This is a genomic window from Brevundimonas sp. 1080 (genome assembly GCF_040545985.1).
In the GTDB taxonomy this organism is placed as follows: domain Bacteria; phylum Pseudomonadota; class Alphaproteobacteria; order Caulobacterales; family Caulobacteraceae; genus Brevundimonas.
The window spans coordinates 115,763-140,157 of the sequence record NZ_JBEPMW010000001.1 but is presented as its reverse complement, the minus strand read 5'-3'; the positions used below and the strand labels follow the sequence as shown (position 1 = coordinate 140,157).

Genomic DNA, 24,395 nt, shown 5'->3' with positions numbered 1-24,395 from the left:
TAGGGCGGGGGCGCGACAGGCCGATGACCGTCTCCTCCCCACATGTGAGGATGCGGACCGCGAAGCGGTGGAGGGGGTCTTGACGCCCCACCGGCCGCTGGCGATCAGGCAAGAGCCCCTTCGTCACGGCGCTGAAGAAGCGCCGCGCCACTTCCCCGCAAGCGGGGAAGAGACAGAAGCGAGCCTCAGGAGCCCTGCAGAACCTTGCGCAGGTGCGGATGCAGTTCGGTGTTCGACGCCAGGATCGACTTGCCCGTCTTGGGATCGCCGTCGTTCTCGATGGTCGTGACGCGGCCGCCGGCCTCGGTGACGAACAGGATGCCCGCCGCCACGTCCCAGGGCTTCAGATTGCGCTCATAATAGGCGTCGTAGCGGCCTGCGGCGACCCAGGCGAAGTCCATGGCGGCCGAGCCCAGACGGCGGATGCCGGCGACGCGCTGGCCCACCGCGTGCAGGTCCTTGATCGACTGAGCGTGACCCGACTTGCCGATGAAGGGCAAGCCGGTGGCGATCAGGCTTTCGGATAGATCACGACGGCCGGCGACGCGGATGCGCTGGTCGTTCAGATAGCAGCCCTTGCCCTTTTCGGCCCAGAACAGCTCGTTCATGACGGGGTTGTAGGTCACCCCGGCGACGATCTCGCTCGACCCGTCCGGCGCGCGGCGTTCCAGCCCCACCGTGATGGCGAAGTGGGGCATGGCGTGCATGAAGTTGGTGGTGCCGTCGATCGGATCGACGATCCAGGTGTGGGACTTGTCCGTCCCCTCGATCATGCCGCGTTCCTCGCCCAGGAAGCCATAGCCGGGGCGAGCCTTCATCAGCAGTTCGTAGAGCGTGTCTTCGGCCTTAAGGTCGGCGGCTGTGACGAAATCGCCGGGGCCCTTCCTCGACACCTGAAGCTGGGAGACTTCGCCGAAGTCGCGCAGCATCGGGCGGGCGGTCTTGCGCACCGCATCGGTCATGACTTGGAGCAGGGCGGAGGCGAGGGCCATCGGGGAATCTCCTGGTCCGAAAGTCCTTCAAAGCCGCAGCCGGACAGTCGGAGAAGTTCAGAAAGGAACGGCCCCGCGAGGGGCCGCTTTAGCATGGTGGTCTGTTAGTCCGCGCGGCGGACGTATTCGCCGCTGGTCGTGTCGACGACGATACGCTCGCCGGCCGACATATAGGGCGGGATCATGATGCGCACGCCGTTCGACGCCAGCGCGGGCTTGTAGGACGACGAGGCGGTCTGGCCCTTCACGGTCGGCTCGGTCTCGGCGACTTCCAGCACGACCTGATCGGGCAGTTCCAGGCCGATCGGACGCTCTTCGTGCATCTCGATGACGACCTTCATGCCTTCTTGCAGATAGGGGATACGCTCTTCGCCGACCCAGTCCTTTTGCAGTTCGATCTGCTCGTAGGTGGTGTCGTCCATGAAGACCAGGCTGTCGCCGTTGTCGAACAGATAGGAGAAGTCCTTCTGTTCCAGCGTCACGCGCTCGACCTTGTCTTCCGACCGGAAGCGTTCGTTGAGCTTGTTGCCGGTCTCCAGGTTCTTGGCCTCGACGTTGGCGAAGGCGCCGCCCTTGCCGGGCTTCACGTGGCTGGCCTTGGTGACGACCCACAGGCCGCCATTGTGCTGCAGGACCATGCCGGGCTTGATGGTGTTGCCGTTGATCTTCATGGGGTCACATCGGAAATGGAGTTGCGCCCTCGCTCCGTTCGGGGCGAGGCGAATAGGGCGCGATCCCTAGAGGAAGCCCCGATAAAGGGCAAGGCGACGCAACCTAATGCAGGGTGCGTCCGCCCGACGCGTCGTCGGCCTTGCGGTGCAGGAAGTTTCCGAACCGCACGCCTGATCCTAGCGGCGCCGCCATCTTGCCGGCCCCCTCGTCCAGCTTGCGCGCCTCGTGAGCGAAGGCGGCGGCCAGACCGGCCGACGACATGGCGGCGACCACCTGACGCGCCATTGAGGACGGACGCAGGCCAAGCCAGACGGCGTTCACCGTCTGGGCCGCGACCCATAGGCCCATGGCGCGGGTCCGTTCCTTTTGCGGAGGCGCGTTCCAGACGCGCACGGCCGACAGGGTCGTCGCCGAGAACACGGCCGGCAGGATCAGGCTGAAGGCCCCCTTGGGCTTTTCGGTGATCGGCAGGTCCTTGTCGCGCACCTGTTTCAGGTTGCGACGGGGCTTCAATGCGCCCGAGGCGATGGTGTGCGCCAACAGGGCGAAGCCGACGGTCAGGGCGATCCCGGCGACCACATGGCCGGCGCTGCGGCCCTCGCTGTTCAGCAAGTCCATGGCGGCGTCGCGCACGTCGTCGATGGCGTCGTCGATATCGGTCATGGTCCGCTCCAGCTTGGCCCTGACAGGCTAATGGCCGGAGCGGATTGGAGTTCCGTCAGAAGGCAGAGCTTAGTTGCCCGTCGCCGCGCCGTCGGTGACGATCTCTTTCATCGCCGATTGCAGATAGTTCTGCGCGCCCATAAGCTCGATCAGCTTGTGCTGGTTTTCCAGGAAGTCGATGTGCTCTTCGGTGTCGGCCAGGATCTTCATCAGCAGGTCACGGCTGACGTAATCGCGGGTTTCCTCGCACTGGGTCACGGCGGCGGCGGTCGTCGCGCGGCTGTCCAGTTCCAGTTGCAGGTCGGCGCCCAGGCATTCGATCGGATCCTCGCCGACCTTCAGCTTGTGCAGGTCTTGCAGATTGGGCAGCCCGTCCAGGAAGAGGATGCGTTTGATCAGCATGTCGGCGTGCTTCATCTCGCCGATCGACTCTTCGTAGATGACGTTGCCCAGGTGCGCGAGGCCCCAGCTTTCGAACATGCGGGCATGCAGGAAATACTGATTTACGGCCGTCAGCTCGTTGGTCAGCACTGCGTTCAGCGTGCGCAGGATTGCGGGATCGCCCTTCATGGCCATGGTCCTTGGTCTCGCCACGGCGCTATCGCCGTCTGTCGAGCGCAGCCATAACACAGTAAAACGGGCTTTGTTTATTTGCGAGTTTTTATCACTGCATTGAGAGTGCGAGTGACTGTCGGCCGCAGGCGAAGCAAACTATTCGGCTGCGAGTGCGAACGCTTCGCGGCTTTCCTGAATCATCTGACGCATCTCGCAGACACATTTGGCGCACTGGGCCTGGCACTGGTTGCGCGCGAAGATGTCACGCGGACGGCAGGCGCCGGCCTCGATGGCCTGGGCGACATCACGCTGGCGAAGACCGTTACAGTTGCAGACGTACACGAGGCGCTACACGTTTCACTGACTGAGAATGGTTCGCTATAGCAGTCCGTAAGGCGATTGCAAGTCGTTCGCACGGTTTCGCCCGGCCTTGGGCCGTTGACGGATCGTCGCGGGGGCAGGCAATGACGGACATGGCCCGAACACCCACCGTCCCCGAGCGTCCGCCCTGCCGGCTGTATCTGATCACGCCGCCCGCGATCGCCGACCTGAACGCCTTCGCGCAAACCCTCGATCAGGCCTTGGCCGCCGGCGACGTCGCGGCCTTGCAGATCCGGCTGAAGCCCGCCGACGACGCCGCTATCCGCACGGCGGTCGAGGTGTTGGCTCCCATTGCGCGGCGTCATGATGTCGCGGTCCTGCTGAACGACAGGCCCGATCTGGCGCGGACCACCGGCTGCGACGGCGTTCACATCGGTCAGGAAGACGGCTCGCTGGCCGAGGCGCGGCGTATCATGGGGCCGGACGCCATGATCGGCGTCACCTGCCACGACGACCGCGATCTGGCCTGGGACGCCGCAGAGGGCGGCGCCGACTACGTCGCCTTCGGCGCCTTCTATCCCACCGAAACAAAGGAAACGGTGCATCGCCCGCCGTTGGACATCCTGACGGTGTGGCAAGAGACGGTCGAGACACCCTGCGTCGCCATTGGCGGGATCACGGTCGATAACGCCGCAGAGCTTGCCCAAGCCGGCGCTGACTTCGTGGCGGTCAGCGGCGGGGTCTGGAACCATCCCGACGGCGCAGCCGAGGCCGTCAGGCGTTTCAATGAAAAAATGCGGGCCTGACTTCAGGGGATATTAGGAACCGTGTCGTCCTATTCCGACCTCTGATTGGTCGGAACCTGTCCATGATCCTGAGCCGCGCGCTCAACATCGACGCCCCCCACAGCGCCCCCGTCAAGGGCGTGATGGCGGCTGGCCATCGGCCCGGCCCCGTCGGCGCCGACGGCTCGGACGGCCCCAATCCCCTGATTCCGGTGCTGACGGGCGTCGTCGTCGCCATCTTGGTCGCTCTGGCCATCGCCTATGCCCGTTCGGCCGGACTGGTGGCGGGCCTGTGGGGCGCCAGCGGCGTCGCCGTCGCCGTCTGGCTGCGCACCAGCCGTGGCCGCACCAGCGACCTCACCTTCGCCGGCGTCCTGACCGTCAGCATCCTGATTGGCGAGATCATCGCCGGCAACAAGCCGCCGCTGGCGCTGGCCTTCACGATCGCCAACATGATCGAGATCGTCGGGGCTGTCCTGCTGGCCCGCCGGTTCTCGCCCACGCTCAACCTTTCCAGCCTGAACGGCGCGGTCAGCTTCCTGTTCTTCGCGGCTGTCCTGGCGCCGATCCCCGCCGCCCTGTGCAGCACCCTGATCCTGTCGCTGATGGGCCAGGGCGACATCGTTTGGCAGGGGTTCCAGACTTGGTGGCTGGGTCACGCCTTGGGCATCGCTGTACTGGGTTCGCTAGGGATGTCGCTGACGCCTGCGATGTTCGCGCGTCTGCTGAAACCCAGGAAGCTGATCGAGGCTGTCGTTCTGATCGGCCTTGTCCCCGTCTTCTACTTTGTCGCCTTCACGGGCGACGTGCCGATGGGCTTCGTCCTGCTGCCGCTTCTGCTGGCCATCGCGGTACGGCTCGGCGTCGCGGGCGCCGCCTTCACCCTGGTCGTCATGAGCGTGCTGTTGGTCGGCAGCGCCATGATCGGAAACGGCCCCTACGCTCAGGGCGACCTGACCCATCAGGTTCTGATGGCCCAGATGCTGGTGCTGATCGGCTATATGCCCGTCCTGCTGGTGGCCTCGTTGCTGGAAGAGCGCGATCTTCTGGCGGAGCGCGCGCGCGTCGGTCGCGAACGCGCCGAAAAGGCCTCGGAGGCCAAGTCTCGCCTGCTCGCCAACGTCGCCCACGAGATCAAGAGCCCGGTCGCCGGCATCATCGGCATTGGCGACCTGTGGCGGCAGGGCCACCTGGGGCCGGTCTCGGCTCAGCAGGCCGAGATGTCCGACATGCTGGTCAAGACCGCGCGTCAGGTCGAAACCCTGGCCCACGATCTGCTGGATGTGGCCCGCGCCGAATCCGGGGCCGTCCGGGTCGATCTGCGGCCGACCGACATTCCAGGGCTGCTGGAAGACGTGCGCCGCACGTGCCTGCTGTGGCCCGACGCCGACCGGGTCGCCGTCGAGGTGGTGTGCGAGGGCGATGGTTTGATCGCGGTCGCGGACTCTCAGCGTCTGGCCCAGATCATCACCAACCTGACCAGCAATGCGCTGAAATACGGCGGGTCCGGCGGCCGTGTCGTTCTGCGTGCGCTTCGTCAGGATGACTGTGTCCGCATCGAGGTCAGCGATTTCGGCCCCGGTCTGTCGCTTCAGAAGCAGGCTCAGCTGTTCGAGCCCTTCAACCGCCTTGGCCTTGAGCGTTCGACGATCGAGGGGCACGGCGTCGGCCTGGCCCTGGCCAAGCGATTGGTCGAGTTGCAGGGCGGCTCGATCGGCGTGATCTCGGCGCCGGGCGAGGGCGCCACCTTCTGGGTCGCGCTGCCCAAGGCGTGAGGTCGCGCTTGCGGTCGCGCCCCGGCCGCGCGATGGTCGAGCCATGCCCATGATCGCCCTTGCCGCCGCCCTCGTGATTTCCGGACAGGCGACGACGCCTCCGCCGCAGCGCGCCGGTTCCAACCTGACGCGGGACTTGAACAGCGCCCCGCCTTCCGCGACCCCGCCCGCCGCCTCCACGGCAACTCCGGCCCCGACCCAGGCCCCGGCCCGGGCGACGAGCCAGGCCTTGCCTCCAATCGGCCAGACCCCCGCGGCATCGCCGCGTCCGGCGCCCGCCGCGTCATCCGCACCGCGCACGACCCAGGCCCAGCCGCCCATCGGCCAAAGCCCGGCGGCCACGACGCGCCCGGCGACCGCGACACGTCCGCAAACGCCAGCCCCGACCACAACGGCGCCTCAACCGACCGCGCCTCAACCGACAACGACCGCGCCTGCCGCAACCACGCCGGCCGCCGCACCCGCCCCGGCGGCCTTGAACGCCGCCGCCATCGCCGCTCTGCCGTTCAGCATCCAGCTGCCCGCCGGCCTGACCATCACCCCGGCGCGCGCGGGCGCGACCGCCAGCATCTATCGCGTCCAGCGCGGCGACCAGACCCTGCTGATGATCTACGCCGGCCCGTCGTCGCAGTTTCCGATCTATGACGGCGAGACGGTCCGCGCCGGCGGCCGCGCCTCGGTCGTCGTCACCGAAGGCAGCCGCCGTCTGGCGATGGAGCACCTGTTCCAGCGCGCCACGGATCCCAAGGAGATCCACGTCTGGATCGCCAGCGTCGAGGGCGCGGACCGGGATCTGGCCGAACGGATCGGCCAGTCCATCGACGTCAAATAGGGTTCAGCCCTCGGACCAGACCGCCATTTCGGTGCCGGCCGGATCGGCGAAGTGGAAGCGGCGACCGCCGGGGAAGCTGTAGATCGGTTTCACGATCCGGCCGCCGGCCGCCTCGACCTTGGCCAGCATGGCCTCGAGGTCGTGTGCGTACAGGATGGGCAGGGGCGCCTCGGTCTGATCGGCCTGATCGGCGTCGAACCCGCCGTCCAGACCCTGATCGAAGGCGGCATAGGTCGGGCCGTAATCCACGAACGTCCAGCCGAACGCCTGGCTGTAGAATTCCTTGGTTGCGGGCAGGTTGGCGGCGGGCAGTTCGAGGTAGTCCAGCTTTCCGTCTTCACGCACGGTTGATCTCCTGAAAATGGGCGCCACCGGTCCCTTGTCTTGCACGCGCCCTCGACATGCGCAAACCTGCAAACGGTTCGCAGTTGCAGGAATCGAGCGATGATCGTGATGACGACAGGCCTGTCGGCCCTGATGGCCTTGATGCGGTGCGATGCGCGTCCGATCCAGTCGCCGCAGAGGCTCGACACCGATCGCGCGGACCCGCGCCCGGCCCGACCAAGACCCTGATCAGCCGACCTGGGCGCGGTGCCTCAGATAGGCGTCGGCCAGCACGCAGGCGGCCATCGCCTCGACCACCGGCACGGCGCGCAGGGCGACGCACGGGTCGTGACGACCCTTGGTGCGCAGGTCCGTCTCTTCGCCGTCGCGCGTGATCGTCTGGCGCAGGGTCAGGATGGAGGAGGTCGGCTTGAACGCCACCCGCGCCGTCACCGGCTGGCCCGTCGAAATGCCGCCCAGCACGCCGCCCGCCTTGTTCGACAGGAAGACCGGCTGCTTGTTCAGGTCCAGGCGCATCTCGTCGGCGTTCTGTTCCCCGGTCAGTTCGGCGGCCTCGAAGCCAGCGCCGATCTCGACCCCCTTGGCCGCATTGATCGACATCAGGGCCGCCGCCAGCTCACCGTCCAGCTTGCCGTACAGGGGCGCGCCCCAGCCCGCGGGAACGCCCGTCACCACCAGCGCGACGACCGCCCCGACCGACGATCCCGCCTTGCGGATGCCGTCCAGATAGGCCTCCCACTCGCTCACGACCTCGGCCGAGGCGGCGAACAGCGGATTGGTGTGGACGGCGTCGAAATCGATCTGGTCCGGTGCGACTCGGTGCGAGCCGATCTGGACCACGCCGGCGCGGATCCTGATCCCGTCGCCCAGCACCTTGCGCGCCACGGCCCCGGCCGCCACGCGGCTGGCCGTCTCGCGCGCCGAGGATCGACCGCCGCCCCGGTGGTCGCGCACCCCGTATTTGGCCTGATAGGCATAGTCGGCGTGCCCCGGCCGATAGGCGCGGGCGATCTCGCCATAGTCCTTTGACCGCTGGTCCTCGTTCTCGATCAGGATCGAGATCGGCGTGCCCGTCGTCACCGGTCCGTCGCCGTCGTCGAACACGCCCGACAGGATGCGCGCCGTGTCGCTTTCCTTGCGCTGGGTCACGAAGCGGCTGCCGCCCGGCTTCCGCTGGTCCAGCCACGGCTGAAGATCCGCCTCGGTCAGCGGGATCATCGGCGGGCATCCGTCAACGACGCAGCCGATCGCCGGCCCGTGGCTCTCGCCCCAGGTGGTCACGCGAAACAGATGGCCGAAGGTATTGTGCGACATGGCCCCGACTTAGGCCGCCAGACGCTCCTGCGTCCAGACCCGCGTGAAGCGCACCAGCAGGTCCTCCGCCGCCGAGGGAACATCGGACGACGGCTCCAGCGTCACGAACAGATGCCCCGCCGGCCGAGATCCACGCGCAGGCAGGCCCAGGTCCTTCAGCCGCACCCGCACCGGCGCGGCCATGTCGGCTGTGATCCAGGCCGAGCGCGTGCCGACAGGGGTCTCGATCTCCACCCGCCCGCCGTCGGCCATCAGGCGACGCTCGACGGCCCAGGTCATGAACAGGTCGTCGCCGACCACCGACAGCCCGTCCTCGGGGCGGATCAGCACCGACAGGTAGAGGTCGCTCCCGTCCGCCGCCCCGCGTCTCAGCCGCAGATGATCGCCGCTGCGCAGGCCCTTGGGCGCCGTGACCCGCACCGTGCGCGCGCCCAGCCGGACCTCGACCTGCCCCCCGGCTAAGGCCTGCATCGGCGACAGCACCAGAACCGGCGCCGGCGCGGGCCGCGCGGCGGGCGCCGACAGGGCGGGGCGAGGGGGCTGGTGCGCCTGGATCAGCCGATAGGCCACGATCACGCGCCGGAACCGCTCGGCGTCGCCGCCGGCCTGATCCGGCCGCGCCGCCTTCACCGCCGTTCGGAAGGCGGCCTTCAGCGTCGACGCATCAACATCGCCGCGCACATCCGTTTCCAGGCCCAGGATCGACAAGGCCTCTCGGACGCCGGACACATCTGAAATCGAAACAGGCGCGCTCATGCCGTCACCGTTCGCCCATCAGGGTCAATGGGCGGTTAACCCTGACGGCGACATGCCCGTTTTTGACCTCGATCATTCCCAGCCGCGCCCGCACGGACTACATCACTCGCATGACCGCTTCCGTGATCCCGCCCAGCCCGTCGCGTGAGGAATACGCCCGCGACTATGCCGCCGCCCTGGCCGCCAATGGCGACGAGACCATCTTCGATCGCCCCGAACCGATCGGCCTGTTCGTCGAATGGCTGGCGGACGCGAGGGCGCACGAGCCGAATGATCCCAACGCCATGACCCTGTCGACCATCGACGCCGACGGCCTGCCCGATGCGCGGATCGTCCTGCTGAAGGACGTCGATGCGCGGGGCTTCACCTTCTATTCGAACAGCGAGAGCGCCAAGGGCGTCGAACTGGCCGGTTGCGCGGCCGCCGCCCTGACCTTCCACTGGAAATCCCTGCGCCGCCAGGTGCGGGTGCGCGGCGCGGTCGAGCCGGTCACGCCGGCCGAGGCCGACGCCTATTTCGCCAGCCGCGCGCGCGAAAGCCGCATCGGCGCCTGGGCCTCGGACCAGTCCCGCCCCCTGTCGGATCGCACCGTGCTGGAAGAGGCCGTGGGTCGTGAAACCGCGCGCTTCGATGGTCAGGAGGTGCCGCGCCCATCCCACTGGACCGGCTGGCGCGTCGTGCCGCGCTCGGTCGAGTTCTGGCGCGATCGCCCGTTCCGCCTGCACGACCGACTGCGGTTCGACCGCGACGGCGAGGCCTGGCGCTCGGGCCGCCTCTGGCCCTGACCCGCGATCAGTCGCGGAACAGCAGCGACCCGTCGCCGTAGGAATAGAAGCGATAGCCGTCGGCGACCGCATGGGCATAGGCCGCCTTCATCGTCGCCGTGCCCGCAAAAGCGCTGACCAGCATGAACAGCGTCGATTTCGGCAGGTGGAAGTTGGTCATCAGCACATCGACCGCCCGGAACCGATAGCCCGGCGTGATGAAGATGGCCGTGTCGCCGTGGAAGGGTTTGATCTCGCCGTCCTCGGCCGTCGCGCTTTCCAGCAGCCGCAGGGAGGTGGTGCCGACGCAGACGATGCGCCCGCCCTTCGCATGAACCGCATTCAGGGCGGCGGCGGTTTCAGGCGACACCTCGCCCCACTCGCTATGCATCTTGTGGTCGGCCAGGTCGTCGGCCTTGACCGGCAGGAAGGTGCCAGCCCCGACATGCAGCGTCACCGCATGGGTCGAGACGCGCTTGGCGCGGATGGCGTCCAGCAGGGCAGGGGTGAAATGCAGCCCCGCCGTCGGCGCCGCGACCGACCCGTCATGCTCGGCGAAGACGGTCTGATAGTCCGACCGGTCGCGGTCATCCTCGGGCCGTTTGGCGGCGATATAGGGCGGCAGGGGCATCACCCCGACATCGCGGATCGCATCGTCCAGCGCCGGTCCCGCCAGGTCGAAGGTCAGGGTGATCAGGCCGTCTTCCCCCTTGGCCGTCACCGTGGCGTCCAGCCGCCCCAGGTCGCAGGCGGCGTCGCTCGCGTTTCCGAACCGGATCCGATCCCCCGGCTTGATCCGCTTGCCCGGCTTCATGAAGGCGGACCAGACGTCGGGCGCGTCGCGGTGGTGCAGCGTCGCCTCCACCTCGACCGTCAGGGTTTCGCCGACGCCCCAGATCCGCTGACGCACGCCCGACAGACGGGCGGGAATGACCCGCGTATCGTTGAACACCAAGGCGTCGCCCGGCTGCAGGAAGTCCGGCAGATCACGAATGATCCGGTCTTCCAGCGCGCCGCCCTTCACCACCAGCAGCCGTGCGGAATCGCGCGGATCGGCCGGGCGCAACGCAATCCGGTCTTCGGGCAGGTCGAAATCGAAATCGGCGGTCTTCATCGCGCGCTCTATAGGGCGCTCCGACGCGCCGCGCCACGTCGCGGCGTGCTGCCAGCGCATCGTCGGCGCGCCGCTGTCTGATTCACAACGGCTTTTCGCGCCCGAACGTCGTCTAACCCACCGCGCCCCGGCCGCATGCTAGACTGGCGGGGATCTTTGACAGCGTAAGTTCAGGCGGAAGGGACGACCAAATCCCGCCCGCGCCTCACCGGATGATGGCGTCAGATTAGACGAATTAGACACTTTAGACGGTCAATTCCCGTCCGCGGCCCAAGGCCCCACTGCCGCGCGATTAGACGAATTAGACTCTTTAGACGGTAAAATTCCCCGTTGCCGTCTGATCTCAGCTGTAGCCCGGCGCGAACGCCCCGGCCCAGGCGCCATAGCGGTTCAGCGACAGGTCGCGGGTCTCGATCTCGGGCGCCTTGCCGTCGACCATGTCGGCCAGAACCCGCGCCGAGCCGCACGCCATGGTCCAACCCAGGGTGCCGTGGCCGGTGTTCAGATAAAGCCCCGGAACCTTGGTCGCGCCGATCACCGGCGTGCCGTCCGGCGTCATCGGACGCAGGCCCGACCAGTAACTGGCGCCCGCCAGGTCGCCGCCGCCGGGGAACAGGCTACCGACCGAATGGGCCAGGGTCTCGCGACGGACGGCGGGCAGGGTGTTGTTGTATCCCGACAGTTCCGCCATGCCGCCCACGCGGATGCGGTCGCCCAGGCGCGTGATCGCCACCTTGTAGCTCTCGTCCATCACGGTGGAGACGGGCGCCCGGTCTTCGTTCACGATCTTGGCCGTAATCGAATAGCCCTTCACCGGATAGACCGGCAGATCCAGCCCCAACGGCTTGGCCATCATCGGCGAATAGGAGCCGAGCGCCAGGATCACCAGATCGGCCGTCATGGCGCCCTTGCTGGTCATGGCGCCGGTCGCGCGACCGTCCGTCATCGTGATCGACTGGATGTCGGTTCCGGTGTGGAAGACCACGCCGCGCTCCGCCGCCAGCTTGGCCAGGGCGTTGGTGAACAGGAAGCAGTCGCCCGTCTCGTCGTGCGGCAGACGAAGGCCCCCGACGAAATCGACGTCGGAGGCGGCCAGGCCCGGCTCGGCCGCGATACAGCCCGCGCGGTCCAGAACGTCGCACGGCACGCCGGCGGCCTTCAGCACATCGACGTCCTTGTGCACGTCGGCCAGCTGCTTTTTCGTGCGGAACAGCTGCAGCGTGCCCTGCTGGCGACCGTCATAGGCGATGCCGGTCTCGCGGCGCAGCAGGTCGATCTGGTCGCGGCTGTATTCGGCCAGACGCACCATCCGGCTCTTGTTCAGCGCATAGCGGTCATGGGTGCAGTTGCGCAGCATGGCGATGGTCCAGCGCACCATGGCCATGTCCAGCCGCGGCCGCACGATCAGCGGCGCGTGGCGCATCAGCAGCCACTTCATCGCCTTGACCGGTATCGACGGCGCAGCCCAGGGCGCGGAATAGCCCGGCGAAATCTGCGCGGCGTTGGCGAAGCTGGTTTCCAGCGCCGGACCGGCCTGCCGATCCACCACCGTGACCTCATGCCCGGCCTGGCTGAGATACCAGGCGGTTGTGACGCCGATGACGCCCGACCCAAGCACCAGAACCCGCATGTGACGTTCCCAAGCCCAATGTTGTTATTCGCCGCAAGCTAGCGCTGCATGGATCGACGATCCTGCCTGTTTGCGCAACGATCGGTCGCTGATAGACGTCTTACGCAATAATCTACGGCTAAATGGTGGAAACTTGTGTCCCTGCTCGATCCCCTTGACCAGCGCCTCCTTCAACGGCTCCGCGCCGATGGGCGCATCAGCAATGCGGACCTGGCCTCCGCCGTCGGTCTGTCGCCTTCCGCCTGCCTGCGGCGCGTGCGTCGCCTGGAAGAGCGCGGGGTGATCCGGGGCTATGCCGCCGTCCTGGCCAACGACAGCGACGACGGCGTTGTCGCCTATGTCGAGATCACGCTGGAGAAGCAGACCGACGACCACATGCGCCGGTTCGAGGCGGCCGTCCGCAACCACCCGGAAATCCGCGACTGCTATCTGATGGCGGGCGAGGCCGACTACATCGTCCGCGCCGTCGCGCCCGACATCGCCGCCTATGAGGTGATCCACAAGGACGTCCTGTCGCGTCTGCCGGGCGTGTCGCGCATCCACTCCAGCTTGGCGATCCGCAACGTCCTGGCGGCCCGCGGCTGAAACGGGCTGAACCTTCCGGCCCGGTCGGGTGTTGTGGCGGCATGAAAGCCCTCGACCTCCTCCCATCCGCCCTCATCGGCGCTGTCGCCAGCGCCCGTTCCATGACCCCGATGGCGGCCCTCGCCACCGCCGAACTGGCGCACAAGCCCTTGCCCGGCCGCGTCTTCCTGCTGAACCGGCCGCTGTTCAAGTTCGGCGCCCTGGCCATGGGTGTCGGGGAACTGCTGGGCGACAAGATGAAGACCGCGCCCGATCGCACCGTCTTCCTGGGCCTATTGGCGCGGGTCATGAGCGCGGGCATCGCCGGCGCAGCCCTGGCTCCGCGTGGCAAGGAGAAGCTGGGCGCCGGCCTGGCGGTCGGCACGGCCGTGCCGCTGGCGTATCTGACCCTTTCGGGGCGCAAGAAGGCCATGGCCCGCATCGGCCAGACCAAGAGCGGCCTGATCGAGGACGCCTTGATCGTCGGCGCCGGCGCCCTGGTCGTCGGCCTGACCGTCTCGCGGTTCGACCGCCGCTAGCCGCTCGACAGCCGGGCCCCGGCGGCGATAGGTGAGGGACGTTTTCGAAGGACCCCCGCCCATGATCACCCGCATCCAGCCCGGCGCCCGCATGAGCGAGGCCGTCGTCCACGGCGACACCATCTATCTGTCGGGCCAGGTCGGCGAGCCCGGCGACGACGTGGCGACGCAGACCCGAACGGCGCTGGCGGAGATCGAAGCCCTGCTGGCCGAGGCCGGCAGCAACAAGTCCCGGATCCTGATGGCCCAGATCTGGCTGGCGGACATCGCCGACTTTGAGGCGATGAACGGCGTCTGGGACGCCTGGGTCGACACCGCCAACCCGCCGGCCCGCGCCACGGGCGAAAGCCGGCTCGCGTCGCCCGATTACAAGGTCGAGATCATCGTAATCGCCGCCAAAGCCTGATCACGGTTGACCGGGCGGGATGCAGACTGCAAACCGCCGCCATGCTTCAGAACCTCGAAACCCTCGCCCGCGAGGCCAAGTCCTGGCCCTTCGAACAAGCCCGCAACCTGCTGGCCCATGTTCTGAAGAAACGGCTGGGCGAGGCCGAACGAGCCGAAGCGCGCGCGCTGATAGACGCCGGCAAGGCGGATCAAGCCCTGGCGGCCTTTCCCGCCTTGCAGCGCCCTGTGATCCTGGAGACCGGCTATGGCCCGTCGGGCCTGCCGCACATGGGCACCTTCGGCGAGGTCGCCCGCACAACCATGGTGCGCAACGCCTTTCGCGCCCTGACCGGCGACCACTGGCCCACGCGCCTGATCGCCTTCTCCGACGACATGGACGGCCTGCGCAAGGTGCCGGAGGGCGTCCCGAACCCCGAGATGCTGCGCGAGGACCTGCATCTGTCCCTGACGCGGGTGCGCGATCCCTTCGGCACCCACGACAGCTTCGGCGCGCACAACAACGCCCGCCTGCGCGCCTTCCTCGACAGCTTCGGCTTCGACTATGAGTTCATGTCATCGACCGAGACCTACAAGTCGGGCCGGTTTGACGCGACGCTGCTGACGCTTCTGGAACGGTTCGACGCGGTCCAGGCCATCATGCTGCCGACCTTGGGCGAGGAGCGCCGCGCCACCTATTCGCCCTTCCTGCCCATCAGCCCGATCACCGGCCATGTGCTGCAGGTGCCGACCCTGGCGCGCAACGTCGAGAAGGGCACCATCACCTTCGAAGACCCCGCCGGCGAACCGGGCAACCGAACCGAGGTGCCGGTCACGGGCGGGCATGTGAAGCTGCAGTGGAAGCCCGACTGGGCTATGCGCTGGGTCGCGCTGGACATCGACTACGAGATGTCGGGCAAGGACCTGATCGAGAGCGTGCGCGAAAGCTCCAAGGTCTGCCGCGCCCTGGGCGGCACCCCGCCCGAAGGCTTCAACTACGAGCTTTTCCTCGACATCGAGGGCAAGAAGATTTCCAAGTCCAAGGGCAACGGCCTGACGATGGACGAGTGGCTGCGCTATGGCACGCCCGAGAGCCTGTCGTGGTACATGTTCCAGTCGCCGAAGTCGGCCAAGAGCCTGCACTTCAACGTCATTCCGCGCGCCATCGACGACTATCTGGCCTTCATCGAGAGCTACAAGACCCAGGAGCCGGTCAAGCGGATCGACAATGCGGTCTGGTCGATCCATGCGGGGAACCCGCCGACCCATACCTCGCCGGTTTCCTTCGCCCTGCTGCTGAACCTGGTGGGGGTGGCCAACGCCTCGACCAAGGCGCAGTTGTGGGCCTATTTCGCCAAATATCTGCCCGAGGCCACGCCGGAGAACGAGCCCCTGCTGGACCGGCTGATGGACCATGCGCTGAACTATTACGAGGACTTCGTGAAGCCCTCGAAGTCGTACCGCCTGCCGGACGACAAGGAGAAGGCGGCGCTGGAGGACCTGGCGGAGCGGCTGAAGGCCCTGCCGGCGGATACCACGGACGGCGAGCTGATCCAGAACGAGGTCTATGCGGTCGGCAAGGAACACGCCTTCGAGCCTCTGCGGGCGTGGTTCGGCGCGCTCTACGAGGTGCTGCTGGGCGCCAGCCAGGGGCCGCGCTTCGGTTCGTTCGCCGCCATCTACGGCCTGCCGCAGACGATCGCCCTGATCGAAGCGGGCGCAAACGGAGAACTGGTGCAACCTTGACCTTGCGTCAGGGTTGTTGCGTGATGCCAGCCTGAAGGGACGTAGCCGGGGAGGCGAGGTTGCGTTACGAGATCGACGAGGCGAACAGGGTCCTGATGCTCGACCTGGTCTCGGCCGGGTCAGCCGACCGCGTGCTGAAAGCGACGGTCGATCTGATCACGCAAAGGCCCGAGCTCTGCAGCTGGGACTGGATCGTCGAATGCGAACCCATGACCGACGACGCCACCGTCCAGCATTTGGCGAAGCTGGCTGAGGCCTGGGGGCCGCCACCATCCGTCGAGGCGGTGACGGTTTTCGTGACAAACGACCGCATGCTTCACCTGTGGGCACGCGTGCTGGACTTCCAGTTCCTGCGCCGGAAACACTTCATCGAACGCGACATCGATATCGCCAGACGATTTGTCGCCCGCCGCCAGTCTGCGCGCATGGCCAAGATGAATGGAAAATAACGGCGAAGCTCCGGGAGCCTTCAGGTTCGTCCGTGCATTCTCCCCTCATCGGCAAACGCGCTGACAGGAGAAGAGTTATGTCGAACAAGATTTTCAAGACCGGTCTGGCCACCGCTGCCGCCTTGGCCGCCATGGTGACCGCCGCCCCGATGTCCGCCCAGGCCCAGGCCAACGGCGTGACCAACTGTGACGCGCCTGGCGGTCGCCAGCGTGCGGGTGCCCTGATCGGCGCCGTGGTCGGCGGCGTGGTGGGCTCGAACCTCGCCCGCAACGAGCGCACGGCCGGCACCATCGTAGGCGCGGGCGCCGGCGCGGCCGCCGGTTCCTATATCGGCTGCAACCAGCAACGCGCCCGCGCGGCTTCGGCCTCCAGCGGCGCCCAATATCGCGCTTCGTCGAACCTGCGCATCCGCAGCGGCCCCGGCACCAACTATCGCCAAGCCGGCACGCTGTCGGCCGGCCAGCCCTTCACCGCCATCGGTTCGCAAGGCGAGTGGGTGCAGATTGCAGGCGGCGGTTGGGTGAACGCCCACTACGTCACGGCCAACTGAGTTCAGTTCGCCGCTAATCGAAAGCCCCGTCCGGTTCGCCGGGCGGGGTTTTTGCTGTGCGCGTTACTGGCTGACCCAGAGGATGCGGGCCATCCATTCGATCTCGCGCCGGGGCACGACCCTTGGCGGATAGTCGGGATTGATTGAGGCCAGGGTGACAGCGCGGCTGGTCAGGCTGGTGACCTCCTTGGCCACGGTTTCTCCGCTGGTCAGGCGGGCGACAACGCGGTCGCCTCGTCGAACCTGCGTCGCTTCCTGATCGACGATGACGCGATCGCCTTCGCGATAGAGGGGCGACATCGAATCGCCGGTGATCTGAAGGCTGAACAGGGTGTCCTTGGCGCGCGGCAGGTCGGTCTGATCCCAACCTTCGCCGACCGGCAGGCCAGCGTCGTCGAAGAAGCCGTCCTGACCCGCCTTGGCCAGACCCAGCAAGGGCACGCTCGTCGGCGCCTCCGGCGCGTCCTCGGCCAGCACCGCAAACTCCGATAGCGACAGGCCCGTCGCCTGAAGCACCAGCGTCATGCTCTCGGTCGAGGGCCAGCGCGGACGCGGCGGATCGCCGGGGCCGAAGCGTTTTGAGGGATTGAAACTCGTCGCATCCAGACCGGCGCGCCGCGCCAACCCGGACGGTGTCAGCCCCTCACGCCGCGCCAGGGCGTCGACGGCCTTCCAAAGCTTGGCGTGGGATAGCGGCATGATCTTCCAGCGACCGACTCGCCGCCAGCATACGCTCGGATATTAGGAATTTCTACCTATCAACGCCGCCGCACGGCGCTCTTGCCAAGCATAGAATGTGCCGATGATGATGCAGCCGATGATCAGATAACCGATCATGTTCACGACCGTATAAAGCGATCCGACCATGACGCGTTGTCCGGTCAGGCTCATGATATGAGACATCACTGCGATCAGTTGCAGTCCGCTGGCCCACACGGGCCAAGACTGTCGATAACGCCAACTGATGCCTACGAAGACAATCAGAAGGACGAGATCAACCAGAAACATGCCCAGCGGCACGCCGCGAAAGCCGCTGTTCTCTTGCATCACAATCGTTGCAAACCATGCGAACAGATAGGCGCCCGCGCCGATCCGCTCGGCCGAGTTGCCCTTCAAAAAGGCGAACAAAGCCATGCCGACCATAAAGACCGCGCCGACGATGGCATAAGCGATGTTGAGCATGACAAATCGCCCCCGCGCAGAAATGCACGGGGGCGATAATGACCGAAGTCAGTTCAAACTGAAATCTCGGTAAGCCAAGCTTACCAAGAATTCACGCGACCCGATGCAGGTGCGTCGGCGTCAGGGCCGATTTCGGGTCCAGCCAATCGTCAGGCTTGGCGACCGGGCCGGCGGCGTAGGTGCCGAAGCCGAGGCGGCGGTGATCTTTTTGCAGTTCGGCGTGGCAGGCCACGATGGACTCACGCGCGGCCGAGAGGGCGGCGATCGTTTCCATGGCCTTGGCTTGCGACATTGTGCCGGAGACCGGCGACAGCGACAGAGCGGCGCGAGCGCCGATGAAGGATTGAACCAGCGTGGTCGCCTGGGTGATCGCGGCGTCGATCGCGAGTTCGGTAGCATGCAGATCGCCAGCAACGCTGGTGACGACTTCAGTGCGGTCCATGAAAGCCCCTCAAAGACAGGTTTACAAGAACCGTATGGTTATCACGTCTTAACCCTGTTTGGTAGAGCAATCTTTACCATATCGACAATCGCGCGTTGAAGCGCCGCCGTAAGCACGGCGTTGAAAGCCAATCATAGCAAGAAGTCGGCGCGAATCAGCGCGCTAGGGCGCGGTGATCAGTCCTGGTTGTCCAGCAGGAAGTGTGCGGTAAGGGACGCAATAGGCTGTTGACGTTCTTCCTGCCAGGCCTCCGCGTGCACATGGGCGACGCGACGACCCGCCCGGCTGATGCGAGCACGCGCGAAGACGTCGATGGGCCTGCCGGTGCGTAGATAGGCGACCGTGACATTGATCGGGCGGGGCAGTCGCGGACCAGGAAAGCTGAGCGCCACCTGCGCCATCGCGGCCATTTCCAGAAGGGCGGCCGTCGATCCGCCGTGCAGGGCGGGCAGCATCGGATTGCCGATCAGCTTGTCGTCGAAGGGCATGATGACGGTAACTTCGTCGCCGCTGACCAAGGTCTGAAGGCCAAGAAAGCGAGCGTAGGGCATGCGGTTGAGGATGTCGGTCATGCCGCCGCTCCTTTTGCATGGGGCGCCCGCTCGCGGGTCTGGTTGAGGATATAGGCGGCTTGCGCTGCGGCGACCGGATCGGCGGGATCGTCCTCGAAAGCCCAGGCGCGCACAAAGGCGATGCTGGGCGTCAGTCGGAAACATAGGCCTTGGGCCAGCAGGTCCTGACGCGGCCTTGCCGCGCGCATGTAATCGACACGCAAATCCAGGGTGGCGATGGGCTGGAAGGCGTCCATCGCGGTCCACACGGCCAATCCGCCGATATGATCCAGCAAGGTCGTCACCAGCCCGCCCGCGAAGACGCCGCTGTCGGGATCGCCGACCAAGTCCTCACGCCACGGCACGCGGATGCGGGGCTCGCCATCGTGCATGCCGTCAAAGGTGAAGCCCAAGGCGCCAGTGTGGGCGGCGCCGGCGGCCAATTGCGGCAGGATGGTGGTCAGGAAACTCTCGTGCATCGTGCGGGCTGAACCTGTTGCGCCGATTTTCGGGGTCATCCTCTATGAGGCGGCGACCCGACGGCGTCGAGAGCGTTACCGCAAGATGATCCGCCCCGAAGACCTGCTGCATCCCACGCCCGCCGGCCTCTACTGTCCGCCGGGAGATTTCTACATCGACCCGGTTCGGCCAGTGGATCGCGCCGTCATCACGCACGGCCATGCCGACCATGCGCGCGCCGGTCATGGAGCGGTGCTCGCGACGCGCCAGACCCTGGCGATCATGACTGAACGTTATGGCGCGGATTTCACGCTGCAGCCCCAATCGGTGGAATACGGCGAGGCGACCGCGATCAATGGGGTCGATCTCAGATTGGCGCCTGCCGGCCATGTGCTGGGCTCGGCCCAGGTCGAGGTGCGCTGGAAGGGGCTGATCATGGTCGTGTCCGGCGACTATAAGCGCCGCCGCGATCCGACCTGTGCGCCGTTCGAGCCTGTGCCCTGCCACGTCTTCATCTCGGAGGCGACGTTCGGCCTGCCGGTCTTCAGCCATCCGCCGGCGGAGGAGGAGGTCGGGCGGCTGGTGCGTTCGCTGGGACAGTTTCCCGAGCGGGCGCATCTGGTCGGCGCCTATGCGCTGGGCAAGGCGCAGCGGATCATCCGTCTGCTGCGCGAGGCCGGATGGGACCGCACCATCTATGTCCACGGTGCGCTGGAACGGCTGAACGCCTTGTACGAAAAAGAAGGGGTCGATCTGGGCCCGCTGGCGCCGACCCGCGATCTGCCGAAGAATGCACTGGGCGGCCAGGTCGCCATCGCACCGCCATCCGCCATCCAGGATCGATGGGCGCGTCGGTTCGCCGATCCGGTCACGGCCTTCGCTTCAGGGTGGATGGGGGTGAAGGCGCGGGCGCGCCAGCGCGGCGTGGAACTGCCGTTGGTCGTGTCGGATCATGCCGACTGGAACGAACTGACCGCGACCTTTACCGAGATCAGGCCAGAGGAAATCTGGATCACCCACGGCCGCGAAGAGGGTCTGCTGCGTTGGGCCGAGATCAATGGGCAAAAGGCGAGGGCGCTGCGTCTGGTCGGCTACGACGAAGAGGACGAGGAGGCGCTGGACGTTCGTCCCGACTGAGGATCAGGCGACGGCGCGACCGGATTGGTCCTGTTCTTCTGCGTCTTCGTGAGCGGCGGAGATGGCGGCGTTCATCGCCATACGCAGGCGTTCGGGCTTGATGGGCTTTTCGACGACGGCGGCCATGCCGATCGAGAGATAGTGTTTGGCGTCTTCGGGGTCCGCATTCGCGGTCAGAGCCACGATCGGCACGCGGCCGACGGCGCCGGGCAGGCCGCGAATGGCCTGCGTGGCCTGAACCCCGTCCATCCGGGGCATCTTGATGTCCATCAGGACCAGGTCGTAGCGGCTTTCCTGAACGGCCTGAAGCGCCTCCAGGCCGTCCTCGGCCAGTTCCGAGCTGCACCCGAACATCTCGCACAGCGCCTGGGCGACGACGCGGTTGGTGGCGTTGTCGTCGACGATCAGGATGTGCGGCGCGGATTTCAGGTCTAGGCCCGACAGATCCGACACGTTCGATTGCGCTTCCGCCTCGACCACAGCGCGGGGCGCGGTCAGGTCGAAGGCGAAGGTGGCGCCGCGTCCCTTGTTGTTCTCGGCCCAGATCCGGCCGTCCATCCGGTCGATGACCTGACGACAGATCGAAAGGCCCAGGCCGGCGCCGTCGGGACCGGATCCGTGGACGAAGGGTTCGAAGATGGAATCGACGCGTTCCGGCTCGACGCCTGGGCCGTCGTCGCGAATGCGGGCTTCCATACGAATGCGGTCGCCCTCGACCCAGGCCTTGAGACCCGCCTCGACCACGCCGTTGCGGGCAAACTTCAGCGCATTGCCGATCAGGTTGTTGAACACCTGCTTCAGGCGCATGCCGTCGATGACGGCCGCCAGTTCGGTGTCGCCTTCGTAGCCGACGAGCAGGGTCACGCCGTCCTGAGAGGCGCGCGGCTCCCACATCGACTGAATGTCGTCCATGACGGCGCGCAGGGCGGTAGGCTCGGTCTTCAGTTCCAGTTCGCCGGCCTCTGCCTTGGACAGGTCCACTGCGTCCTGGAGGATGCGCAGCAGGGTCTCGGACGAATCCACGATGGTCTGGACATGCGCCTGAGCCGCCGTATTCAACGGCTGGCGGCGGAGCAGTTCGGCGACGGCCAGGACGCCGTTCATGGGCGTGCGCAGTTCGTGGCTCATGATGGCCAGGAACTGGCTCTTGGCGCGAGCGGCGGCGATGGCCTGGGCGCGGGTGTCGCTGAGGATCGCGGCCTGTTCGGCCAGTTCCGCATTTTGCTCGCGCTGACGCGTGTTGACGGCCTGCAACAGCGTGGCGGCGGTGCCCACACCCCAATAGGCGCCGTTCTTGGTGACGATGAAGCCGCGCAGCAGGGCGGCCGGACCGCCCTTCAGCATGATGTCGCAAAAGGCGTCGATGCGGACGCCGGCCTCGACCACGGCCGGCTCGGGGTCCATGGCGAAGGTGATGGGGCGAAGATCATAAAGGGCGTGGCCGAAGCGGGCGGCGATTTTCTGAAGGAAGGCGGTGCGTTCGACCAGGCCGACGGGACGGTCGCCATCGACCACGGGAATGACCAGCGTATCCGGCTCGCATTCAAAACGCGCCAGAACCTCGCAGCCGAGAGTCGTCGGCGCAACCGGCTTTGGACGCTCGGAAAGGGTCTCGATGGTCGGCATACTGCCTGGAACTCCTACTCATTGTGAGTAAAAGCCCAAATCGCTTGCGGATTAGTTAAGCGGCGTCATCCAAGACGCAAATACGCCTTCTTTGCTCACGGGCGGGGTCTGGTGTATGAGGCCCGCCCGACCCATCTGGGTCTCCATCTCTTTGTGCATGCGCGCGGCCAAACGGCCGACCGCAGACTCGTCATGAGCGTCATCCTGGAAAAGACCTCCCTCACCGCTAGCAAGACGGCCCTGGTTCTGTTTTCCGGCGGGCAGGACAGCGCGACCTGCCTGGCCTGGGCGCTGGAGCGGTTCGAGCGGGTGGAGACGGTCGGCTTCGACTATGGGCAGCGCCATCTGGTGGAGATGCAGGCGCGTCAGGCGGTGCGCGACGGAATGAAGACGGCCCTGCCGCAATGGGCCGATCGCCTTAGCGACGACCATGTGGTGGACCTGACCGGATACGGCAGGATCGCCGAGAGCGCCCTGACCGCCGACCGCAAGATCGAAATGGACGCGCGCGGCCTGCCGACCACATTCGTGCCCGGCCGCAATCTGATCTTTCTGGTCGCAGCCGCGGCGCTGGCGGATCGGCGAGCACTGGAAGTCCTGGTCGGCGGCATGTGCGAGACGGATTATTCGGGGTATCCGGATTGCCGCCACGAGACGATGGAGGCGATGGCGCAGGCGCTGTCGCTGGGGCTGGATAAGCCAGTCGTCATCGACACGCCCCTGATGTGGTTGACCAAGGCCCAGACTTGGGAACTTGCGGACAGGATCGGCGGCGACAAGCTGATCGAGCTGATCATCGAGGATAGCCACACCTGCTATCAGGGCGACCGGACGCATCGACACGCCTGGGGCTATGGCTGCGGGTCTTGCCCGGCCTGCGAACTGCGCGCGGCCGGTTATGACGAATGGGCGTCGGGGCGATGACCTATTCGGCCAAGGAAGTGTTCTTGACGGTTCAGGGCGAGGGCGGACAGGCGGGGCGGCCGGCGGTCTTCCTGCGGTTCGCCGGTTGCAATCTGTGGAGCGGTCGCGAGCAGGATCGGGCCAGCGCCGTCTGCACCTTCTGCGACACCGACTTTGTGGGCGTCGACGGCGATGGGGGCGGCAAGTTCGCCACGCCGGACCTGCTGGCCAATCACGTCGCGGCGATGTGGCGCGGGCGTGAAGGCGATCCGAAACTGGTGGTCTGCACCGGCGGAGAGCCCTTGCTGCAGTTGGATGCGCCGCTGATCAACGCGCTGCATGCGCGCGGTTTCGAGATCGCCATCGAGTCGAACGGAACGATTGCAGCGCCAGACGGCGTCGACTGGATCTGCATCAGTCCAAAGGCTGATGCGGATGTGGTGCAGGCGCGCGGGGCCGAGTTGAAGCTGGTCTTCCCCCAGCCCAAGGCCATGCCGGATCGGTTCGAGCATCTGGATTTCGAGCGGTTCTGGCTTCAGCCGATGGACGGTCCGGACCAAGTGCAAAACACCGCCGCCGCCATCGAATACTGCCTGACCCACCCGCAGTGGCGCCTGAGCGTCCAGACCCACAAATACATCGGCGTCCGCTAATGTCCGTCTTCGAAATCACCAAACAGGCGACCTTCGACGCCGCCCACCACTTCCCGAACGAGCCCGAGGGCAGCATCTATCGCCGCGTCCACGGCCATTCCTTCACGGTCGAAGCGACGGTGCGGTCCGAGGTGCTGGATGTCGAACACGGCTGGGTCGCGGACTTGGGCGCGCTGGACCGGGCGCTGAAGGCGGCGGCCGAGACGCTTGATCACGGCATGCTGAACGAGCACGAGGGACTGGAGCTGCCCAGTCTGGAAAACCTGTGCCTGTGGTTCGCCAAGACTCTGAAACCCGAATGGCCGGGCCTTTGCCGGATTCAGGTGGCGCGGCCGACGATCAACGAGCGGTGCGTTCTAAGTCTCTGACTTAGCAGCGTTTGCCCTGACGCTGGCGCTGTTCGCAGCGGCGTTGTTCGCGTTCATAGTCGCGCTGTTCACGCTCGCGACGCAGTTTGGTTTCCTCGTCCGAGGTGGTGAAGGCGTCGAAACCGGCACCGACGACCGCGCCAGTGGCTTTCGCCGTCCCGCCGACGACCGCAGCGGTCCCGCCGACGACGGCGCCGACAAGGCAGCCCTGCAGCATCAGACAACCGCCCAGCACGACGACGACTTGGGATACGGAAACGAGGCGATTTCGACGACGCATGGCGACACTCCAGAGATTTGGAATAGTCGTCGATAATGATGAA

General features: G+C 66.4%; 31 protein-coding genes. 14 read left to right on the top strand and 17 right to left on the bottom strand.

What is annotated here, in order from left to right; all coding sequences use genetic code 11:
* Positions 1–185: 185 nt before the first annotated feature.
* The 5 genes from ABIC32_RS00705 to ABIC32_RS00685 form a co-directional block, all read right to left on the bottom strand.
* Positions 186–992, bottom strand: coding sequence for an inositol monophosphatase family protein (locus ABIC32_RS00705; protein ID WP_354071644.1), 807 nt, complete (start codon positions 990–992; stop codon positions 186–188).
* Between the two features lie 104 nt (positions 993–1,096).
* A complete protein-coding gene (gene efp / locus ABIC32_RS00700) occupies positions 1,097–1,663 on the bottom strand; it encodes an elongation factor P (RefSeq protein ID WP_055754985.1) in 567 nt (188 codons plus the stop codon).
* A gap of 103 nt (positions 1,664–1,766) precedes the next feature.
* Complete coding sequence (locus ABIC32_RS00695) at positions 1,767–2,327, bottom strand: tryptophan-rich sensory protein (protein ID WP_055754984.1); 561 nt, start codon at positions 2,325–2,327, stop codon at positions 1,767–1,769.
* A 69-nt stretch (positions 2,328–2,396) separates the two neighbouring features.
* Positions 2,397–2,897: a bacterioferritin gene (gene bfr / locus ABIC32_RS00690; protein ID WP_026108332.1), complete on the bottom strand. Its 501-nt coding sequence runs from the start codon at positions 2,895–2,897 to the stop codon at positions 2,397–2,399.
* A gap of 141 nt (positions 2,898–3,038) precedes the next feature.
* Positions 3,039–3,224: a (2Fe-2S)-binding protein gene (locus ABIC32_RS00685; protein WP_017504559.1), complete on the bottom strand. Its 186-nt coding sequence runs from the start codon at positions 3,222–3,224 to the stop codon at positions 3,039–3,041.
* A 131-nt stretch (positions 3,225–3,355) separates the two neighbouring features.
* Between ABIC32_RS00685 and thiE the strand changes: the two genes are divergently transcribed.
* The 3 genes from thiE to ABIC32_RS00670 all read left to right on the top strand — a co-directional run bounded on the left by thiE (position 3,356) and on the right by ABIC32_RS00670 (position 6,595).
* A complete protein-coding gene (gene thiE / locus ABIC32_RS00680; protein WP_354071642.1) occupies positions 3,356–4,009 on the top strand; it encodes a thiamine phosphate synthase in 654 nt (217 codons plus the stop codon).
* A gap of 62 nt (positions 4,010–4,071) precedes the next feature.
* A complete protein-coding gene (locus ABIC32_RS00675) occupies positions 4,072–5,763 on the top strand; it encodes a sensor histidine kinase (RefSeq protein WP_354071640.1) in 1,692 nt (563 codons plus the stop codon).
* A gap of 49 nt (positions 5,764–5,812) precedes the next feature.
* A complete protein-coding gene (locus ABIC32_RS00670; RefSeq protein ID WP_143007333.1) occupies positions 5,813–6,595 on the top strand; it encodes a hypothetical protein in 783 nt (260 codons plus the stop codon).
* 3 nt (positions 6,596–6,598) lie between these two features.
* Here ABIC32_RS00670 and ABIC32_RS00665 read toward each other — a convergent pair whose 3' ends face one another.
* The 3 genes from ABIC32_RS00665 to ABIC32_RS00655 all read right to left on the bottom strand — a co-directional run bounded on the left by ABIC32_RS00665 (position 6,599) and on the right by ABIC32_RS00655 (position 9,010).
* On the bottom strand, positions 6,599–6,940 hold the full coding sequence (locus ABIC32_RS00665) for a VOC family protein (protein WP_354071637.1): 342 nt from the start codon (positions 6,938–6,940) through the stop codon (positions 6,599–6,601).
* Positions 6,941–7,168: 228 nt separating this feature from the next.
* Positions 7,169–8,254, bottom strand: coding sequence for a chorismate synthase (gene aroC / locus ABIC32_RS00660; protein WP_354071635.1), 1,086 nt, complete (start codon positions 8,252–8,254; stop codon positions 7,169–7,171).
* A 9-nt stretch (positions 8,255–8,263) separates the two neighbouring features.
* The gene (locus ABIC32_RS00655; RefSeq protein ID WP_354071633.1) at positions 8,264–9,010 is read right to left on the bottom strand and encodes a J domain-containing protein; all 747 of its coding nucleotides are present in this window, start codon (positions 9,008–9,010) and stop codon (positions 8,264–8,266) included.
* A 110-nt stretch (positions 9,011–9,120) separates the two neighbouring features.
* On the opposite strand from ABIC32_RS00655, the gene pdxH reads away from it, so the two are divergent.
* The gene (pdxH, locus tag ABIC32_RS00650; RefSeq protein WP_153923602.1) at positions 9,121–9,795 is read left to right on the top strand and encodes a pyridoxamine 5'-phosphate oxidase; all 675 of its coding nucleotides are present in this window, start codon (positions 9,121–9,123) and stop codon (positions 9,793–9,795) included.
* A 7-nt stretch (positions 9,796–9,802) separates the two neighbouring features.
* On the opposite strand, the gene queA is transcribed toward pdxH, so the two are convergent.
* Positions 9,803–10,888, bottom strand: coding sequence for a tRNA preQ1(34) S-adenosylmethionine ribosyltransferase-isomerase QueA (queA, locus tag ABIC32_RS00645; protein ID WP_354071630.1), 1,086 nt, complete (start codon positions 10,886–10,888; stop codon positions 9,803–9,805).
* Between the two features lie 343 nt (positions 10,889–11,231).
* Positions 11,232–12,518 (bottom strand): D-amino acid dehydrogenase, encoded by a 1,287-nt coding sequence (locus tag ABIC32_RS00640; protein ID WP_354071628.1) that lies wholly within the window; start codon positions 12,516–12,518, stop codon positions 11,232–11,234.
* A 135-nt stretch (positions 12,519–12,653) separates the two neighbouring features.
* Here ABIC32_RS00640 and ABIC32_RS00635 point away from each other — a divergent pair, with 135 nt between their 5' ends.
* The 6 genes from ABIC32_RS00635 (at position 12,654) to ABIC32_RS00610 (ending at position 16,751) form a co-directional block, all read left to right on the top strand.
* Entirely contained in the window at positions 12,654–13,103 is a 450-nt protein-coding gene (locus ABIC32_RS00635) for an Lrp/AsnC family transcriptional regulator (RefSeq protein WP_039246401.1), read from the top strand.
* Between the two features lie 101 nt (positions 13,104–13,204).
* The gene (locus ABIC32_RS00630; protein ID WP_354071626.1) at positions 13,205–13,621 is read left to right on the top strand and encodes a hypothetical protein; all 417 of its coding nucleotides are present in this window, start codon (positions 13,205–13,207) and stop codon (positions 13,619–13,621) included.
* Positions 13,622–13,682: 61 nt separating this feature from the next.
* Positions 13,683–14,027, top strand: coding sequence for a RidA family protein (locus ABIC32_RS00625; RefSeq protein ID WP_295197857.1), 345 nt, complete (start codon positions 13,683–13,685; stop codon positions 14,025–14,027).
* Between the two features lie 41 nt (positions 14,028–14,068).
* Complete coding sequence (locus tag ABIC32_RS00620; protein WP_354071623.1) at positions 14,069–15,751, top strand: lysine--tRNA ligase; 1,683 nt, start codon at positions 14,069–14,071, stop codon at positions 15,749–15,751.
* Positions 15,752–15,846: 95 nt separating this feature from the next.
* On the top strand, positions 15,847–16,200 hold the full coding sequence (locus tag ABIC32_RS00615; RefSeq protein WP_199060521.1) for a hypothetical protein: 354 nt from the start codon (positions 15,847–15,849) through the stop codon (positions 16,198–16,200).
* A gap of 77 nt (positions 16,201–16,277) precedes the next feature.
* Positions 16,278–16,751 carry an SH3 domain-containing protein gene (locus ABIC32_RS00610; protein WP_039246408.1) on the top strand — a complete coding sequence of 158 codons (474 nt, stop codon included), beginning with the start codon at positions 16,278–16,280 and terminating at the stop codon, positions 16,749–16,751.
* A gap of 63 nt (positions 16,752–16,814) precedes the next feature.
* On the opposite strand, the gene ABIC32_RS00605 is transcribed toward ABIC32_RS00610, so the two are convergent.
* From ABIC32_RS00605 to ABIC32_RS00585, 5 genes are all read right to left on the bottom strand, one after another.
* On the bottom strand, positions 16,815–17,450 hold the full coding sequence (locus ABIC32_RS00605) for a S24 family peptidase (protein WP_017504575.1): 636 nt from the start codon (positions 17,448–17,450) through the stop codon (positions 16,815–16,817).
* Between the two features lie 42 nt (positions 17,451–17,492).
* Positions 17,493–17,933 (bottom strand): hypothetical protein, encoded by a 441-nt coding sequence (locus ABIC32_RS00600; protein WP_199060522.1) that lies wholly within the window; start codon positions 17,931–17,933, stop codon positions 17,493–17,495.
* A 91-nt stretch (positions 17,934–18,024) separates the two neighbouring features.
* Positions 18,025–18,375, bottom strand: a complete 351-nt coding sequence (locus ABIC32_RS00595; protein WP_039246411.1) for a hypothetical protein — start codon at positions 18,373–18,375, stop codon at positions 18,025–18,027.
* Between the two features lie 176 nt (positions 18,376–18,551).
* Complete coding sequence (locus ABIC32_RS00590) at positions 18,552–18,947, bottom strand: PaaI family thioesterase (RefSeq protein ID WP_199060523.1); 396 nt, start codon at positions 18,945–18,947, stop codon at positions 18,552–18,554.
* The gene (locus ABIC32_RS00585) at positions 18,944–19,444 is read right to left on the bottom strand and encodes a PaaI family thioesterase (RefSeq protein ID WP_307511909.1); all 501 of its coding nucleotides are present in this window, start codon (positions 19,442–19,444) and stop codon (positions 18,944–18,946) included. Before ABIC32_RS00585 ends, ABIC32_RS00590 begins: the two co-directional genes overlap by 4 nt.
* Before the next feature lie 46 nt (positions 19,445–19,490).
* Between ABIC32_RS00585 and ABIC32_RS00580 the strand changes: the two genes are divergently transcribed.
* Positions 19,491–20,522, top strand: a complete 1,032-nt coding sequence (locus ABIC32_RS00580; protein ID WP_307511907.1) for a ligase-associated DNA damage response exonuclease — start codon at positions 19,491–19,493, stop codon at positions 20,520–20,522.
* A 3-nt stretch (positions 20,523–20,525) separates the two neighbouring features.
* Here the strand turns inward: ABIC32_RS00580 and ABIC32_RS00575 are convergent, their stop codons facing one another.
* Entirely contained in the window at positions 20,526–22,148 is a 1,623-nt protein-coding gene (locus tag ABIC32_RS00575) for a response regulator (protein WP_354071618.1), read from the bottom strand.
* Between the two features lie 192 nt (positions 22,149–22,340).
* Between ABIC32_RS00575 and queC the strand changes: the two genes are divergently transcribed.
* Genes queC through ABIC32_RS00560 form a run of 3 tightly spaced genes read left to right on the top strand, consistent with a single transcriptional unit; the run spans position 22,341 to position 24,072 of the window.
* Positions 22,341–23,072 carry a 7-cyano-7-deazaguanine synthase QueC gene (queC, locus tag ABIC32_RS00570; protein ID WP_066552007.1) on the top strand — a complete coding sequence of 244 codons (732 nt, stop codon included), beginning with the start codon at positions 22,341–22,343 and terminating at the stop codon, positions 23,070–23,072.
* Positions 23,069–23,704 (top strand): 7-carboxy-7-deazaguanine synthase, encoded by a 636-nt coding sequence (gene queE / locus ABIC32_RS00565; protein WP_066554954.1) that lies wholly within the window; start codon positions 23,069–23,071, stop codon positions 23,702–23,704. Before queC ends, queE begins: the two co-directional genes overlap by 4 nt.
* Positions 23,704–24,072: a 6-pyruvoyl trahydropterin synthase family protein gene (locus tag ABIC32_RS00560; RefSeq protein ID WP_066552005.1), complete on the top strand. Its 369-nt coding sequence runs from the start codon at positions 23,704–23,706 to the stop codon at positions 24,070–24,072. The genes queE and ABIC32_RS00560 overlap by 1 nt, the downstream gene beginning before the upstream one ends.
* A 1-nt stretch (position 24,073) precedes the next feature.
* Here the strand turns inward: ABIC32_RS00560 and ABIC32_RS00555 are convergent, their stop codons facing one another.
* On the bottom strand, positions 24,074–24,352 hold the full coding sequence (locus ABIC32_RS00555; RefSeq protein ID WP_153923565.1) for a hypothetical protein: 279 nt from the start codon (positions 24,350–24,352) through the stop codon (positions 24,074–24,076).
* Between the last annotated feature and the right edge of the window lie 43 nt (positions 24,353–24,395).